This window comes from Desulfolutivibrio sulfodismutans DSM 3696 (genome assembly GCF_013376455.1).
GTDB classification, from domain to species: domain Bacteria; phylum Desulfobacterota; class Desulfovibrionia; order Desulfovibrionales; family Desulfovibrionaceae; genus Desulfolutivibrio; species Desulfolutivibrio sulfodismutans.
The window spans coordinates 2277078-2292368 of the sequence record NZ_CP045504.1 but is presented as its reverse complement, the minus strand read 5'-3'; the positions used below and the strand labels follow the sequence as shown (position 1 = coordinate 2292368).

Here is a 15291-nt window from a genome sequence, read left to right as displayed (position 1 = left end):
AAAAGACCGGTTTGCCCAGACACCCTTTCGGGCTGCGGTCGGCCGACGCTCCGGCGTCCGGCCGACTGCGGCCTGCCCCGTGATCCTCATGCTTACGGGAGGCGCCATGACTGCTTCCCCCCCGCCGTTCCCCTCCCGCCGCCCGGGCTTATGGCCCGCCGTGCCCCTCGCGCTGGCGGCCCTGGCCGTCCTGTGCCTGCCGACCGGGGCGGCCCTGGCCTATACCCTGTACGGCTACGAGGACGAATACGGCATCGTGCAACTGTCCGAGACCAAGGCCAGCGAACGCCATGTCTTGCTCTTCGAGGGGCCGGCCGATCCCAAACTGGGCTTTGCGGAGATAAAAAAACGCATCAGGCAAAAGGGCGGCGCGGCCAAGGAGAAACGCACGGACTGGATCGCCGGGGCGGTCAAACCCTTCGGGGCCGTCCCCTTTGCGGGATCCGGGCGGAGCATGGCCTTCGGCCCTGTGGTCACCACCGGGCCGATTATCGAACTGATCACGCGCTACGGCAAACAGCACAACGTCCCCGTGGAGCTTCTCTACGCCGTGGCCGAACAGGAATCGGGCTTCCACAGCGGGGCCGTTTCCCCGAAAGGCGCTCAGGGGCTCATGCAACTGATGCCCGACACCCAGGCCACCATGGGCGTGAGCGATCCCTTTGATCCGGAAAAAAGCATCGCCGCCGGGGCCCGGTTTTTGCGCCTGATGCTCGACCGCTTTAAGGAAACGCACCTGGCCCTGGCCGCCTACAACGCCGGGCCCGAGGTGGTGGCCCGCAGCGGCGGGGTGCCTGCCATTCCCGAGACCGTGGCCTATGTGGAGCGGATTCTGGCCCGTCAGGCCATGGTGCGCGAGGCCTTGGCCGTGGCTGCGGAGGCGAAAAAAAACTCCCCGCCGGTCACGCCGAAGGAGAAAGCCGGGCCGTCGCCTCGGAAATGACCTTGGTGCGGAACGGCGCCACGTTGATATAGGCCATGGCGGCCACGAAGCGGGTCACATCCCCGAATTCCGGCAGATGGGTCACGTATTGGTGCTGGCCGGAGAGATGTTCGTTGTCGGGATATTCCACGATGTAATAGACCACGAAGCGGCCTTTTTTGGTGCGGAAAAGGGCCAGGGTGATCAGGTGGCTCACCCCGGGATAGTCCGGGGCGTCCTCCTCGTCGGCATGCCGGTGATAGGCCAGAAGCTCCCCCTGAAACGACAGGACGCCTTCCCCCCGGGTCAGGCGGTAGCGGCGCATTTTTCCCACAAGCTTTGGCGATAAGGATTTTTCCGTCAGTGTTCGCCACAAGAGCATGCCGGACTCTCCCTGCGGGGCGGCGGCCGCGCAGACAGCGCCCTCCCCCTTTTTTTCCGCCGTGGTATGTATCCTTCCTGCGCCCCGGCGTCAAAAGAGGATCATGACTTTCGCGGCCCGCAACGCTACACTGCCATGCAACCCGTTTCACAAGGAGGAGTCATGGGCCGCGCCATGCTGCATCCGGACACCCTGTGCGCCAGGGCCGGAGAAAAATTGGACCGGATCGTGGGCGGGGTGACCACGCCCATTCACACCGCCTCGGCCTACATGCGGGCCGACGTGGGCGGCACGGCCGCCTACCGGTATCCGCGCTACAACAACATCCCCACCCAGGACGCCCCGGCAGAAAAGATCGCCGCCCTGGAAGGGGCCCAGGCCGGGTTGGTGGCGGCCTCGGGCATGGCCGCCGAGGCCGTGGCCCTTTTGGCCGTCCTGGCCGCCGGGGATCATGTGGTCTTCCAGGCTGACCTCTATGGCGGCACCCACCATTTCCTGTCCGTGGAACTGCCGCGCCTGGGCATCGAATATACCCTGGTGGCGAACGCCGATGCAGCCTCCCTGGAGGCCGCCGTGCAGGCCAACACCCGGGCCGTCTATGTGGAGACGCCCTCCAATCCCCTTTTTCACGTGGTGGACCTGGCCGCCGTGGCGGACCTGGCCCGGCGGCGCGGGCTGGTGAGCATCGCGGACAACACCTTCGCCTCGCCCATCAACCAGAATCCCCTGGCCCTGGGCTTCGATCTGGTGGTGCACAGCGGCACGAAATACTTAAACGGCCATAGCGACCTCAACTGCGGGGCCGTGGTCGGCAGCCGGGCGCTCATGGACAAGGTCCGGGAGCGGGCCGTGGATTACGGCGTCACGCTCAACGTCTACGACTGCTTCCTCCTTGAGCGCGGCATGAAGACCCTGGCCCTGCGCATGGCCCGACACAACGCAAGCGCCATGGCCCTGGCCGACTTTCTGTCCGGCCACCGGCTGGTGTCCCGGGTGTTTTATCCCGGCCTGCCGGACCATCCCGGCCATGCCGTCGCGGCCCGCCAGATGCGTGGTTTCGGGGGCATGCTGTCCTTTGAGCTGGACTGCTCGCCAAAGCGGGCCAGAAAGGCCGTGGCCAGCCTGGAACTGATCCTTGAGGCCGTGAGCCTTGGCGGCGTGGAGTCGCTCATCTGCTTCCCCTGCGAAACCTCCCACGCCAAGATGCCCCCGGACGAACGCCGCAGGCAGGGCATCTCCGACACCCTGATCCGCTTTTCCACGGGCATTGAGGACGCCGCCGACCTCATGGCGGATCTGGAGCAGGCCTTTGCCCGGGCCATGCGGGACGGGTGATGCATAGGAATTTGCCAGGGAATGTGGACCACCCCCTGAGGCATGCTTATCTGTTCACTTCAGCCGATCCCGGCTGGGAATGCAGACAGGGAGGATGTGCATGAAAAAGGCGATATGGGCGCTTGTGCTGGCGGCGCTGGCCCTGTGGTCCGCTCCGGCCTGGGCGGGCGGGGCCTCGGAGGCGGCCGGATCGGAACCGTTGCCCGTGGGGGCGGCCTTCCCGGATGTGTCATTGGGGGCGGATCTTTCCCCGGAGCACCGGGCCTATCTGGGCATCGCAAAAAAAAGCGGGCCCGTGCGGCTGGCCGATGTGAGCGCGCCGGTGGTCATCCTGGAGATTTTCAGCATGTACTGCCCGCATTGCCAGCGGGAGGCCCCGGTCTTAAATGACCTGTACGGCCTGCTGGCCAGCGGCGGCCATGCCGACAGGGTCAAGATGCTGGGCATCGGCGCGGGCAACTCGGCCATGGAGGTGGAGCTTTTCCGGGCCAAGTTCGACATCCGCTTCCCGTTGGCGGCGGATCAGAATTTTACGGTCCACGACGCCTGCGGCAAGGTGGGCACGCCGTATTTCTACGTGCTTGCCCGAAAGCCCGGGGAAACGGCATATACGGTAGTAGGAAGCCGCCTGGGGCGCATGGATTCCCCCGAATCCTTCGCCGCAGACGTCCTGGCGGACGCACCATAATCTTGTGAGAAAAATCACATGAACCAAGCCCAGCCCTGGATGACGCGTCTGGCGTCACGTCGCCGTGCCCCGCTGTACCGGATCCTCCTGACGGCGCTGCCGCTGCTGGTCGTGGTCGGTTTTTCCCCGGCCGTGCGGGCCGAAGAGGCCCCGGCCTTTACGGACAGCCTTTTTCAGGCGTCTGAACCGCTCAAAGCCGTGGACAGCGTCCTGGCGGTCAAGGTCGGCGATCCCATGCCGGACTTCGATCTGCCGACCATCGACGGCGGCCGGGTGCGCCGGACCGACTTCGTGGGCAAAAAAAAGCTGGTGCTGTCGTTTGTCCCGGCGGCCTGGACCCCGGTGTGTTCCGGGCAGTGGCCGGGCTACAACATCGCCCGGGAGCTTTTCGCCGCCGAAAACGCCGAACTCGTGGGCGTAAGCGTGGACAACGTGCCGTCCCTGCACGCCTGGGTGACCCAGATGGGGGGCCTGTGGTTCCCCGTGGCCTCGGATTTCTGGCCGCATGGGGCCCTGTCCGGCAGGCTCGGCATTCTGCGGCCCGAGGGAGTGGCCGAGCGGGCGCTTTTTATTGTCGATGAAAAAGGCGTCATCCGCTACATTGACGTCCACGACATCAACGCCCGCCCGGACCTGGGGGCGTTGATCACCGCCCTGCGCGGCGTCAAGGACTGAAATTCCATCAGGATGAGCCAGTTGGCAAACGGTACGACGAAGGGGTATCTTCGTCGCCATATGCCCGGCCGTGCCGTCCAGTGATCCAAAAACCGCCACAGGAGACGCCATGAAATCCGTCAAGGGTTCGCAAACCGAAAAAAATCTGCTTACCGCGTTTTCCGGGGAGTCCCAGGCCCGCAACCGCTACACCTACTTCGCCAGCGTGGCCAAGAAAGAGGGCTTCGAGCAGATCTCGTTCATCTTCACCGAGACCGCCGACCAGGAAAAGGAACACGCCAAGCGGCTGTTCAAGTTCCTGGAGGGCGGGGAGCTTTCGATCACCGCCGCCTTTCCGGCCGGGGTCATCGGCTGCACCGTGGACAACCTGAAGGCCGCCGCCGAGGGCGAGCACTACGAGCAGACCATCATGTATCCGGACTTCGCCAAGATCGCCCGGGACGAGGGGTATGGCCTTCTGGCCTCGGTGTTCGAGTCCATCGCCGTGGCCGAACGCTTCCATGAGCGCCGCTATCTGGAGCTGGCCGGAAACATTGAGGCCGACCGGGTCTTCAAGCGCCCCGAAAAGGCCGTGTGGCGCTGCCGCAACTGCGGCTTCATCCACGAAGGAACCCAGGCCCTGGACAAGTGTCCGGCCTGCGACCACCCCCGCGCCTACTTCGAACTGCTGGCCACCAACTGGTAAGACCGGTCGGGGAGGGGCCTTTCGCCCCTCCCCGAACCCCTCCCCGCCCGGGGGGAAATCATTTCCCCCCGGACCCCCCTGATTTCGGGCGTCAGCCCCGGCGCGGCGCGCCGGGGCTGACGCCCGGAAAGGGAAGGGGCGGAGGGATGGCCAGTTGTTTTTTTTGCCGGATGATGTCAGGAAATGACAAAGTCTGTTATTGCGGGAAGGCAAGTGAAGCGAAAGATCATGAAGGAGTCGCACGCATGAACGTATCCCTGACGCCGCAACTGGAAGAATTGGTCAAAAGCAAGGTGGAGAGCGGAAGGTATGGCTCCGCCAGCGAGGTCATGCGCGAGGCGTTGCGTCTTCTCGAGGAACGTGATCGCGTCCAAATTCTACGGCATGAGGCGCTCAAGGCGGAGATTCAAAAGGGACTTGCCAGCGGTGTGGCGACGCCCCTGGACATGGCGGCGGTCAAGGCCCGGGGCCGCGCTTAAAGGGCAGCAGGGCGTTTAATTCGTTGATGTAGTCCCGTTCCAGTGAATTGATCTCCGGCAGGTTTCCCAGAAAGACATGCTCGAAGCGCGGGTCGCGGAAGCGGTGCAGGCTGACCGTGGGGATGGACACGAAGCCCCGGCGGGCCTTGTGTTCGCCGCCCATGCCCGGGTCGTAGAGCCTGATGCCCTGTTCGATGGCCCAGGCGATGGGGGTGTAGTAGCACAGCTCGAAATGCAGATAGTCCACATGGCGCGTCGCCCCCCAATAGCGGCCGTTTAAGCGGTCGCCTTTGCGGATGAGCATGGCCATGGCCATGGGGTCGGGATTTTCGTCCTGGTAGGCGGCTACGAAGGCCACCCGGTTCCGGGGTAGCCCGGGCAGGGCGTCGAAGAATTCCTCGGTCAGGTAGCGGCAGCCGTAGTCCCCGAACTTGTCGTTGGTGGCCGCATAGAAGCGGTGCATGTCGGCAAAAAGCCGTTCAGGGATGTCCGGGGCCGCATACAGCCGGACCTGGATGCCCTGGTCGCGCAGGCGGCGGCGTTCGCGCTTGACGTTTTTGCGGGCCAGGCTGCCGAAGCGGGCCAGGTAGTCGTCCAGGCTTCGGTAGCCGGGATTGTCCCAGATGTAGCCCTGATGCAGCCAGGAGCGCATCCCCAGGTCGCGCAGGATGGCGGCGAAACGGGGATCGACGAAAAGAAACGAGATGCCCGAGAGGGCGTTGGCGGCGCAGAGTTTTTCCAGGGCCTCCATGATGACCAGGCACAGGCGGCGTTCATCCTGGTCCGGGGCCATGAGGAAGCGGTATCCCGTGGCCGGGGTGAACGGCGAGGCTCCCAGGAGCTTGGGGTAGTAGGGGATGCCCATGCGCCGGGATACCTCGGCCCACAGGTGGTCGAAGACGAATTCCCCTTCGCCGTGGCCCTTGACGTACATGGGGGCGCAGGCCACCAGGCGCTCGGCGTCGCGAACCAGGACATGCACGGGATACCAGCCCGTGCGCATGGACACGCTGCCCGAGGTCTCCAGCAGGTTCAGCCATTCCCATTCCAGAAAGGGCGTTGCCGCTGGCAGGGCCAGGGCGTTCCATTCGTCCCGGTCGATGTCGGCCATGGCCTTGCAAAAGGACACGGCGTAGGTGGCGCGGGTTTCGGGTGTGCTCATGGCGCGCCGCGCTTGGCCGGGGCGGCGTGCGGGACGGGGATGGCGGCCGGGCAGGATGGCGGGTACGGGATGCCGCGCAGCGGTTTGCAAAAGATGGTGGTGCGCCAGACGCCGTTTTCAAAATCGTGGCGCTGCCAGTCCATAAAGGCCGCAAAGACCGGGTCGTATTTTTCCCATTCGCTGTTGTCGAGAACCAGAAATCCCCCGGGCGCGATCTTGTCCATGGCGTTTAAGGCGCATTCCACCCGGGCCCGGCCGTCCACCAGCACCACATCGAAATGCTCGTCGGGGTAGGCCAGGATGTGGTCGAAATAGTCGGCAAATTCGGGTCGGCGTGGCGTCATCCCTATTTTTCCCCAGATTGGCGGCCGCATGTCCGGGCGCGGCGCGGCCTCCCCTGGAGGGATGTAGGCCAGGGTCACGTTGGCGGCCTGGAACCGTTGCAGCAGGGCCGCCACCTTGCGCCGCCATTTTTCATTGTGCTCCACGCTGACCAGGGAGTCCATGAGGCGGGAAAAATAGATGGTGCTGCGGCCTGCGCCGAATTCCAGCCCGCGCATGTGCGGGGTGAGGCGGGCGCGCAGGAATCGCACCGCCCCGGCGTTGATCCAGGGATAGGCGGGGTCCAGGAAAAGCCGCACCCGGGTGGGCAGATAGAGAATGGCCCGGAGGAAGCGTCGCAGGCGTTGCCCTGGCGCCGTGGCGCGGGGGATATAGCGTATGAGCATGTGCGGTGTCCCAGGTGCGTCGTGCCGGGCCGTCGCGCAGAGGGGGCGGCTTGCGGGCTACGAAGGATCAGACGCTTTTGGCGTCCGAAAGGTCGGCCACGGCCTCGTCCGTGTTGCCGTAAAGGGCGAAGACCTTGCGCAGATCGGTGATTTTCAGGATGTTTTCCAGACGCTCGCCGATGTCGCACAGGGCCATGGCCCCTTTGTCCTTCATGAGCCGGTTGCGCAGGGTGATCAGCGTCCCGATGCCGCAACTGTCAAGGAAGCTCACGCCCATGAAGCTGATGACCAGCTTTTTCGGGCCGTCGTCCAGGGCCGGGGTGATGTGGCGCAGGGCGTCGTTGCACACGGTATAGTCGAATTTTTCGGGGAGGCTGCCGACCACGAGGACGCCGTTTCTTTCGGTGATGGTGAGTTTCATGTCGGATATGGCTCTTTGTCTTTTGTATTCGATGTTCAAAGGTAGCACGCCGCCCCGGGACAGGCAAGCCGGGCTGTCGCGGGCGCAGGATACGACCGGGTTTCGTGGGGTAGGCTCCGGGGCTTGCCGTCTGTTCTTCGCCGGTCGGGGACGTCGGCTTGCCATCCCCGGGGTTCCCCCGTAAAATCCTGACGGTGGACAGGCTGTAACCACTCTGGAGTTGGCCTATGAGCGCCGATCTGCAAGGCGATCTGCACGCCGAGATCATGACCGAGATGGCGGAGAATTTTTTTGGCCGTCGCCGCGCCCTGGAGGACCGGCTGGACCAGTTCTATCGTCTGGTGGTCCGGGTGCGCCGGGTGGGCATGGAAACCCTGGTCAAATGGCATACGCTTTTTCGGCTGCTCCTATGCGACGAGGAGGCCAAAAGCCTGTTTGCGTCCCTTGGGACGGTCCCGTCCGAGATCCTGTGGTATTGCAAAAACGTCAGTGAACTGCGTCCCATGCCCCGTCCCCTGGCCTTGACCGGCCTTGGGCGCTATAAAAAGACCGTCGCCAGACTCTACGAGATGGTGCGCCAGGCCGCCGCCGACTACAATCACGGAACCTTCACCCCCGATCCGCTGGACATTCGCAAGAAACGGGCCATTCCGGGTTATGAGCAGGTCCGGGAGATGTGCGAGGCGGTCAACCTCGAGATCAGGGCGGTCAACGACGGCCAGTCGCCGCTGTGCGTGTTGTCGTTCGCCAAGGGGCTGGACCCCGAATGCGTGCAGCGCGAGAACATCGCCGGGGCCACCCTGGGGGACGCGCAGAAGCTCGACCGGGATATGGCCTTCGTGCCCATCTCCTTTGACGATCTGGGCCTGCCGCACATCCCGGACCTGCCGCCCTTTTCCGAGATTAGGGACAGGCTCGACGCCCTGTGCGCGACGCTCTACGAGACCCGCAAGGCCGAAGTGGCGACCCTGCTTAATCAGGTGTGGGCGGCCTGAAGGACGCCCGCCTTGCAACCGGGCAGGGCCGGGGCGTTGCCGTGTCATATGAAAGGATGTCGCCGGGCATTGCCCGTGCGATCCGCTACGGCGTCCGCATGTGGTGGATCGTTTGGGGCAGACGTTTCGCCCGGCGTCTACGCCTTCCTTCCCCCGCCATCCATGACCCAGGACGGATCGAACAGGCAAACCCGGTTGCGACCCTGGTTTTTGGCCTGATACAGGGCCCTGTCCGCCGCCTCCACGAGGTGGGCCAGATCGGCGGCCATGCCGCAATCCTGAAGCAGTTCCGCCACGCCGATGCTGACTTCGATCTTGATGCCGGCCGTGATCACCTCCCCGGACAGATCCCGGATCACGAAGTGGTAGCGGCCGATCCTGCTCCGAATGATTTCGGCCAGATCTCCGGCCTGCGACTTGGAAAAGCCGGACAGGATCACGGCGAATTCCTCGCCGCCGTATCTGGCCGAAATGATGTTTTGCCCCGCCTCATGCTCCTCGGAAAGGCCTTTGAGCAGCGATCCTACCGTGGCCAGGGCCTGGTCGCCGATGCGATGGCCGTGTTCGTCGTTGAATTGTTTGAAGTGGTCGATATCGATCATCAGCAGCGCCATGGGTTCGCACAGCCTGCCCGCCGCCTCCATGGTCTCCACGGCGGCCCGGTCGAAGGCCCGGCGGTTGCCGATGCCGGTCAGGGGGTCGGTGAGGCTTAACTCCTGCAGGGTGTCCACATCCTTTTCCATGTCCGCGACCATGTCGTGGAATCCCTTGCGGATGTCGGACAGAACCTCGTCGAGCTCCTTGCCGCTTTCCACGGCCGAAACCGTGGCCGCCTCCAGATCCTCCACGTCGCCGCGCCGTCGTCCCATGATCTGGTACATCTCGCCTACCAGTTTGGCCGCTTCCTTGAGGCTGGCCTCCACCTTGCGTCGCCAGGGGTCGTGCAGGATGTGCTCGTTTTGGCGCACGACCTCCTTGAATTTGGTTTCGGAAAAATCTTTTTCCCGCAGCACGCTGACCACAAGCTTCTGGATGAGTTCTTTTTGCTCGGCGTCAAGAAAATCGTAGTCCTTGATGCTGCGCATGTAGAGGATCAGGCCGCGCCACTTGGATTCCCGGGGCACGCCCAGACGCTCCAGCGTGCCGCACAGGTTCTCCGAGCAAAACGACGGCGCCCGGGAGGATGGTGAGTCGTTGTTCATCCGTGTGCTCCCTGGAGACAGGCGCCCGCTCATCCCTGTTCCGGCGGCCGGAGCGCGGGATGATTCGCGCGGCCTGGCCGGAGGCCGACAAGACGGGCCGGTTTGAGGATCGGCTGCGTCACAGTGGCGCACACACCAGACGGCCCGTTGTTTGACGCAACCGGCGGCTCAAAAGCCGCGCGATCTTCATGAGCATTTTCACCCCGACGTCGGGATGGTCCCTGAGAATGGCCTGAAACTGTTCTTTCGGCAAAACCAGGAGGGTCACGTCTCCCTTGGCCCGGGCCGTGGCTGAGCGCGGTTCCCCGTCCACAAAGGCCATCTCCCCCAGGTGGGTGCGGGGATGCAGGGTGATGACGACCGACTCGGTGGCATCGCCGCTTTCCTTGACGATATCCACCATGCCGGACACGATAAAGGCCATGAAGTCCTGCCGATCTCCTTCGCGAAAGACGTTTTCCCGGTCGGAAAAGGTCGCTAGGTGCAGGTGGGAGGCGATGATGTCCACTTCTTCGCGGGAGAAATCCTCGCCCCACTTGGTGCCGTCGAAAAGATCCGCCAGCCGTGCCGTGCTTACGCCCGGCTCTTTGTTGGGTGCGCGTGTACGCATGATGGACGCTCGCTACCACCTTGAGGGTCGTGTTTTCAGGTTGCCGGTCCTGGGTTTTTTCGTGTCCTGTACCCTATCCTCGCCGCCGTCCGGAGGCAAGCCGCAACCCGCTGCAATGGCCAGGCCGTGCGACCGGGCGGGATTGGCGGCAGACCCGGCGTTGCATTGTTTGTCCCGGAAAGGTACAAAGTCAAGGCGGCCTGCCAGCCCGGATTGCGGCGCGGCCACGGCGCGCCGTCAGGTCGACGGCCGAGCAGGGCTGCGATGCGGAGGGGCGGGTGTTCCAAAAGATCAAGACCCTGTTTCAGGGCCTGCTGACCAAGCCGGAGGCCGACACGGCATCCGCGCTTTCCGACGAGGACATCCAGGCCGAGTTCAAGAAGCGGTACCATCATTTCAAGCTCCTGCTCACGGCCAACAAGAAGGCCTTGGAGGTCATGTCCCAAATGGAGCAGGCCTTGCATGGCGGCTCCGCCTTCGGCATGTCGTTTATCCGTTCCCACTCCACGGCCGTTTCGGTCAACGTCTATAAGATCATTGAGCATTTAAACATCATCGCCCCGGGGAAATACGCCGCCCTGTATCCCCGCATGAAGGACATACAGAGGCAGGTGGCCACTGTTTTGGACAACCTGTCCCCGCCGTCGGCCACGGAACTGACCCTGCCGCTTGCCCGCATCAACCGGGACATGTCCGACCAGGTGGGCGGCAAGATGGCCGGAATCGGCGAGATCATGAGCCGCACCGGGCTTCCCGTGCCGCCGGGATTCGTCATCACCACCCGGGCCTACCGCCGCCTCATCGACCACAATGATCTGCGCGACGAAATCAACCGCCTCCTGCAATCCGCCGGACCCGACGACCAGGAAAACCTCCTGGCCCTGAGTTCCCGCATCCGCAACCTGATCGCCATGGCCGAGGTTCCAGACGATGTGGCCGGGGCCATTCGTGCGGCCTATGCCGCGTTGTGCGCCGAGGCCGGGGAGGGCGCATGCGTCTCCCTGCGCAGCAGCGCCCTGGGCGAGGACGCAGCCGGGCAGACCTTCGCCGGGCAGTTCGCCACCAAGCTCAATGTGGCCGCCGATGACCTGCTTGAGTCCTACAAAGAGGTGGTGGCCAGCAAATACAGCCCGCAGGCCATGACCTACCGCCTGAACAGGGGCATCCCTGACGAAGACATCGCCATGTGCGTGGGCTGCATGGCCATGGTCCGGGCTGCGGCCGGCGGGGTCATCTATTCGCGCAATCCCCTGGACATCCGGGACGATTCCATTTTCGTCCATTCTTCCTGGGGCCTGCCCAAGACCGTGGTGGACGGGTCCGTGGCCTGCGACGAGTTCGTGGTGTCCCGGGAGGACGGGCTGGCCTTGTCCGACCGGCGCATCCGGAGCAAGGACCGGGTGTTCGTGTGCCACGAGGGCGAGGGCGTGTGCGTCATGGAGACGCTTCTGGACAAGCGCGACCAGCCGAGCATCGACGACGGCACGGCCTTGCGCCTGGCCGAGGCGGCCGTGACCTTGGAGGAGATGTACGGCTCTCCCGTGGATATCGAATGGGCCGTGGATGCCCAGGGGCGGCTCTCTTTTTTGCAGTGTCGCCACCTGACCCAGATGGAGGTCCAGGGCGGCGCCCCCCCTCCGAAACGTACGACCCAGGGCGTGATCGTCAGCGGCGGCGCCACGGCCAGCCCGGGAGTTGCCTGCGGTCCGGTTTTCGTGGTGCGCCGGGAGGCGGATCTGTTGCAGTTTCCGGCCGGGGCGGTGCTGGTCAGCCTGGAGGCCCCGCCGCGCTGGGCCTCGGTCATCAACAAAACAGCGGCCATTGTCACCGAGAAGGGCGGCGCGGCCGGACATCTGGCCAACGTGGCCCGGGAATTCCAGGTTCCGGCGATCATGGCCGTGCCCGGCGCCTTGGCGGCGCTGCCAAACGGCATGGAGGTCACGGTGGATGCCGACGGCCTGGCCGTGTACCGGGGCCGGGTGGATGAGGTTTTGGCCTACGCCCGGCCGCGCAAAGCCCCCGGGAGCCAGACCCCCATGCACGCCATCCTGCGCCGGGTCATGGACCACATCACGCCGCTGTATCTTCTGGATCCCAACGACGCCATGGGCTTTCGTCCGGAAAAATGCCGCACGCTGCATGACATCACCCGGTTCTGCCACGAGAAATCCGTCACCGAGATGTTCCACTTCGGCCAGGATTTCCATTTTGCCAAGCGCGCGGCCAAACAGCTCAGGTACAAAAAAACGGCCATGAAATGGTGGTTCATCAACCTTGATGACGGGTTCGCCCATGACATCCCGGGCCGGTTTGTGACCCTGGAGGAGATTTCCTCCATCCCGGTGCATGCCCTGTGGACCGGGTTTTTGGCCATCCCCTGGCAGGGCCCGCCGCCGGTGGACGCCAAGGGTTTCATGTCCATCCTGGTCCGGGCTGCGTCCAACCCGAACCTTGAGGAATCGGGCCAATCGGCCTTCAGCGAACGGAATTTTTTTATGATCTCAAGGCATTATATGTGCCTGAGTTCCCGCTTCGGATTCCACTTCTGTACGGTAGAGGCCCTGGTGGACAACCGGCCGCAGGAAAACTACGTCAGCTTCCAGTTCAAGGGCGGAGCCGCCGAGTTCATGCGCCGCCGCCTGCGGGCCGAGTTCGTGGCCGGCATTCTCGAGGACCATGGTTTCTTGATCGATATCAACGAGGATTCGGTATTCGCCAGACGCAGCGGCGGCACGCCCGAGGAGATGGACGAGGCCCTGCGCATAGTGGGCTATCTGCTCATGCATACCCGACAATTGGATATGATCATGCACAACCGGCCGCTGGTCGAGACCTACCGCAGGCGTATCGACGGGGAGATTGCCAGGGTCTTGGCCGAAACCACCAGCCCTGTCCCCGATTCCGCCGCCTAAACCGCCATAGCCGCGCAATTGCAAAAAAAAGCCCGGGATGCCCCGGGCCTGCGTGTCGTGCAGCAACTGGACGCTGGGGGCGTCTCAGACCTCTTCGGCCGTGACCAGCCCCAGGCGGCGCAATTCGGACAGGACGGATTTTTCATCCACGGGCTTTTGCAGAAAGGACGTGGCCTCGCCCAGGTACATGGCGTTATGGGTGTCTTCGGCATCCTCAAGGACCGAAGTGATGATCACCCGGGCCTGACTGGCCTTGTCCACGCCGAAATCTCGCTCGATTTCGCGAATCTCGCGCAAAGCCTTGGGACCGTCAATGACCGGCATGAGCAGGTCCATGAACACAATGGAAAAGGGACGCTTTTCCTCCAGGGCTTTCTGGAAGGCCATGACCGCCTCTTCGCCGTTTACTGCCACGTCGCAAAAGGCATACGGGTGCATGATATATTCCAAAAAACTCCTGCTATAGAAATCGTCATCGACGATAAGCGCCCTCATGGCGGCCTCCCCGTGGAGGTTGCAGGGAAATTCAAGAAAGACAAGATGTTGAACGGCCTTCTACCTACAGCCCAAAAAGCGTTTCTGTCAAGCAGGCAAAGGGCGAATTGTCGCGAGCCAGTGATATGGTCGAAGAGTGACGGCAGGCAGGGGAAGTCGTTCATGAAGCGCCAAGGTTATCTTGGCTCCACGCCAAGCAGAATGGTCGCCAGGCGGCCCGAGCAGTGGCATTGGGATTCATGGCGGCGGTGATATTCCAGACGGGTCCGCAGGCAGGCCAGTTCCCCGTTCTCAAAAACAGCCCACACGTCGCCATAGCCCAGGCAGAGGAAGTTTTCGTCGGGCGCTCCCTGGAGGGACGTACTTGGTTCCCCGAGCAGCCCCAGCACCTCGGCCTGGGACATACCAAGGCGCAACTGCCGTTCTGCAAAACGCGCGGTATCCTGCATCTGGCGACGAATCTTTCCGGCCTGTTCCTGAGCCGGATCGCCTGCGGATCGTCTGGCGGCCTCGGCCTCGGCCCTGGCCGCCCGGTACTGGGCCACGGCGGAGGCGCGAACATCGGCGTTGGCGACATAAAAGGGAAGTTTTTGGGCAAGATTGGCCATGTCGGCCACCCCCCGGCCGGCCAGGCGCACGGTCAGCCCCTCCGGACCCGGCTCGACTTCTTCCCGGTCGGCCTCCATCCGCACTACCCCAAGGGTGTAGGCCGCAATTTCTTCATCCGTCAGGGACAGTCCCAGAGACGCGGCTGCGGCGGCCACCCGCTCGGACATCTTGGCCACGAGACGGGTCCGGGCCTTCAGGAGGCATTGCCGCCGGGCATCGGCCTCGGCCACGCCGGGACCAAAAACGCAGGTCAGGCCAACGGTTGCGAAGAGATCCTCCCGGACGGCAGAGCGCAGGGTGGCGGAGGCGTCGTTTCCAGCCGACGATTCCTCCGTGATCGGGTCCGGCAACTGGGCATGGGCCAGGGGCGTAGCGCCCCACAGGGTCGAAATGCCGCCAAGGGCAAGACACAGGGTGAGAAGTACGGTGGCAGGCATGGGGATTCCGTGGTTTTTCTGACGCTCTGGAACGCAGAATTAAAAATGCAAGATTGATTCCACGCCCATTTCTCGCGTAGAGTATGCAAAACAAGGAGCTCCCGATGGCCCTGAAATTGACGCTTGTCCGCTATGAGCCCTCCATGAGCGTCGGAAACGAGGAACTCGATGGACAGCACGCCCGTTTTTTTGAACTGCTGGGCGATTTCGGCTCCGCCTTGGCCGATCCCTATCATCCCATTACCGATCCGGCCGAGCGTGCGGCAGTTCTCGATCTGGTCGGGAGGCTGCGCGAGTATGCCTTGTTTCATTTTGGGACCGAGGAGCGACACATGCAGGAATGCGCGTTCCCCGGGCTCGACGAGCAAAAACGGGCTCATAACGAGTTCATCAGGTCGGTCCTGGCCTTCGAACGGGATCTTGAGGCCAAGCGTCCCCTGGCGGCGGTCAAGATCCGGGATTTCATCCACGATTGGTACCGGGGGCATATCCTTGACGCGGACAAAAAATACGCGCCCTTTCTGACCGGTCAGGCCAAAAAGGGCGCGTAGAGA

17 protein-coding genes are annotated in these 15291 nt (G+C 63.6%); 9 read left to right on the top strand and 8 right to left on the bottom strand.

Features of this window, described 5'->3' with window-relative positions; genetic code table 11:
* The first annotated feature begins 160 nt into the window (after positions 1–160).
* Positions 161–943, top strand: coding sequence for a lytic transglycosylase domain-containing protein (locus tag GD606_RS10770; protein ID WP_163302064.1), 783 nt, complete (start codon positions 161–163; stop codon positions 941–943).
* Here GD606_RS10770 and GD606_RS10765 read toward each other — a convergent pair.
* The gene (locus GD606_RS10765; protein ID WP_163302063.1) at positions 903–1304 is read right to left on the bottom strand and encodes a hypothetical protein; all 402 of its coding nucleotides are present in this window, start codon (positions 1302–1304) and stop codon (positions 903–905) included. The genes GD606_RS10770 and GD606_RS10765 overlap by 41 nt on opposite strands.
* Positions 1305–1466: 162 nt before the next feature.
* On the opposite strand from GD606_RS10765, the gene GD606_RS10760 reads away from it, so the two are divergent.
* The 5 genes from GD606_RS10760 to GD606_RS10740 all read left to right on the top strand — a co-directional run bounded on the left by GD606_RS10760 (position 1467) and on the right by GD606_RS10740 (position 5166).
* A complete protein-coding gene (locus GD606_RS10760; RefSeq protein ID WP_163302062.1) occupies positions 1467–2639 on the top strand; it encodes a trans-sulfuration enzyme family protein in 1173 nt (390 codons plus the stop codon).
* Between the two features lie 100 nt (positions 2640–2739).
* Positions 2740–3327 (top strand): TlpA disulfide reductase family protein, encoded by a 588-nt coding sequence (locus tag GD606_RS10755; RefSeq protein ID WP_163302061.1) that lies wholly within the window; start codon positions 2740–2742, stop codon positions 3325–3327.
* Positions 3328–3345: 18 nt separating this feature from the next.
* Entirely contained in the window at positions 3346–4002 is a 657-nt protein-coding gene (locus GD606_RS10750) for a redoxin domain-containing protein (protein ID WP_163302060.1), read from the top strand.
* A 109-nt stretch (positions 4003–4111) separates the two neighbouring features.
* On the top strand, positions 4112–4687 hold the full coding sequence (rbr, locus tag GD606_RS10745; protein WP_163302059.1) for a rubrerythrin: 576 nt from the start codon (positions 4112–4114) through the stop codon (positions 4685–4687).
* A gap of 245 nt (positions 4688–4932) precedes the next feature.
* Positions 4933–5166 (top strand): type II toxin-antitoxin system ParD family antitoxin, encoded by a 234-nt coding sequence (locus GD606_RS10740; protein ID WP_163300362.1) that lies wholly within the window; start codon positions 4933–4935, stop codon positions 5164–5166.
* Here the strand turns inward: GD606_RS10740 and GD606_RS10735 are convergent.
* From GD606_RS10735 to GD606_RS10725, 3 genes are all read right to left on the bottom strand, one after another.
* Positions 5144–6328, bottom strand: a complete 1185-nt coding sequence (locus tag GD606_RS10735; protein WP_163300361.1) for a GNAT family N-acetyltransferase — start codon at positions 6326–6328, stop codon at positions 5144–5146. The two genes, GD606_RS10740 and GD606_RS10735, sit on opposite strands and share 23 nt — an antisense overlap.
* Positions 6325–7056, bottom strand: a complete 732-nt coding sequence (locus tag GD606_RS10730; RefSeq protein WP_176629275.1) for an O-methyltransferase — start codon at positions 7054–7056, stop codon at positions 6325–6327. The genes GD606_RS10735 and GD606_RS10730 overlap by 4 nt, the downstream gene beginning before the upstream one ends.
* 67 nt (positions 7057–7123) lie before the next feature.
* Positions 7124–7477: an STAS domain-containing protein gene (locus GD606_RS10725; protein WP_163300360.1), complete on the bottom strand. Its 354-nt coding sequence runs from the start codon at positions 7475–7477 to the stop codon at positions 7124–7126.
* Positions 7478–7704: 227 nt separating this feature from the next.
* Between GD606_RS10725 and GD606_RS10720 the strand changes: the two genes are divergently transcribed.
* Positions 7705–8472 carry a hypothetical protein gene (locus tag GD606_RS10720; RefSeq protein ID WP_163300359.1) on the top strand — a complete coding sequence of 256 codons (768 nt, stop codon included), beginning with the start codon at positions 7705–7707 and terminating at the stop codon, positions 8470–8472.
* A 137-nt stretch (positions 8473–8609) separates the two neighbouring features.
* Here the strand turns inward: GD606_RS10720 and GD606_RS10715 are convergent, their stop codons facing one another.
* Both GD606_RS10715 and GD606_RS10710 read right to left on the bottom strand, forming a co-directional pair.
* Entirely contained in the window at positions 8610–9674 is a 1065-nt protein-coding gene (locus GD606_RS10715) for a GGDEF domain-containing protein (protein ID WP_163300358.1), read from the bottom strand.
* A 118-nt stretch (positions 9675–9792) separates the two neighbouring features.
* A complete protein-coding gene (locus GD606_RS10710) occupies positions 9793–10284 on the bottom strand; it encodes a Crp/Fnr family transcriptional regulator (RefSeq protein WP_163300357.1) in 492 nt (163 codons plus the stop codon).
* Positions 10285–10562: 278 nt separating this feature from the next.
* On the opposite strand from GD606_RS10710, the gene GD606_RS10705 reads away from it, so the two are divergent.
* Positions 10563–13196 (top strand): PEP/pyruvate-binding domain-containing protein, encoded by a 2634-nt coding sequence (locus GD606_RS10705; protein ID WP_163300356.1) that lies wholly within the window; start codon positions 10563–10565, stop codon positions 13194–13196.
* A gap of 84 nt (positions 13197–13280) precedes the next feature.
* On the opposite strand, the gene GD606_RS10700 is transcribed toward GD606_RS10705, so the two are convergent.
* Positions 13281–13691: a response regulator gene (locus GD606_RS10700; RefSeq protein ID WP_163300355.1), complete on the bottom strand. Its 411-nt coding sequence runs from the start codon at positions 13689–13691 to the stop codon at positions 13281–13283.
* A gap of 176 nt (positions 13692–13867) precedes the next feature.
* Complete coding sequence (locus tag GD606_RS10695) at positions 13868–14737, bottom strand: hypothetical protein (RefSeq protein ID WP_163300354.1); 870 nt, start codon at positions 14735–14737, stop codon at positions 13868–13870.
* A gap of 104 nt (positions 14738–14841) precedes the next feature.
* Here GD606_RS10695 and GD606_RS10690 point away from each other — a divergent pair, with 104 nt between their 5' ends.
* Positions 14842–15288: a bacteriohemerythrin gene (locus GD606_RS10690; RefSeq protein WP_163300353.1), complete on the top strand. Its 447-nt coding sequence runs from the start codon at positions 14842–14844 to the stop codon at positions 15286–15288.
* The last annotated feature ends 3 nt before the right edge of the window (positions 15289–15291 follow it).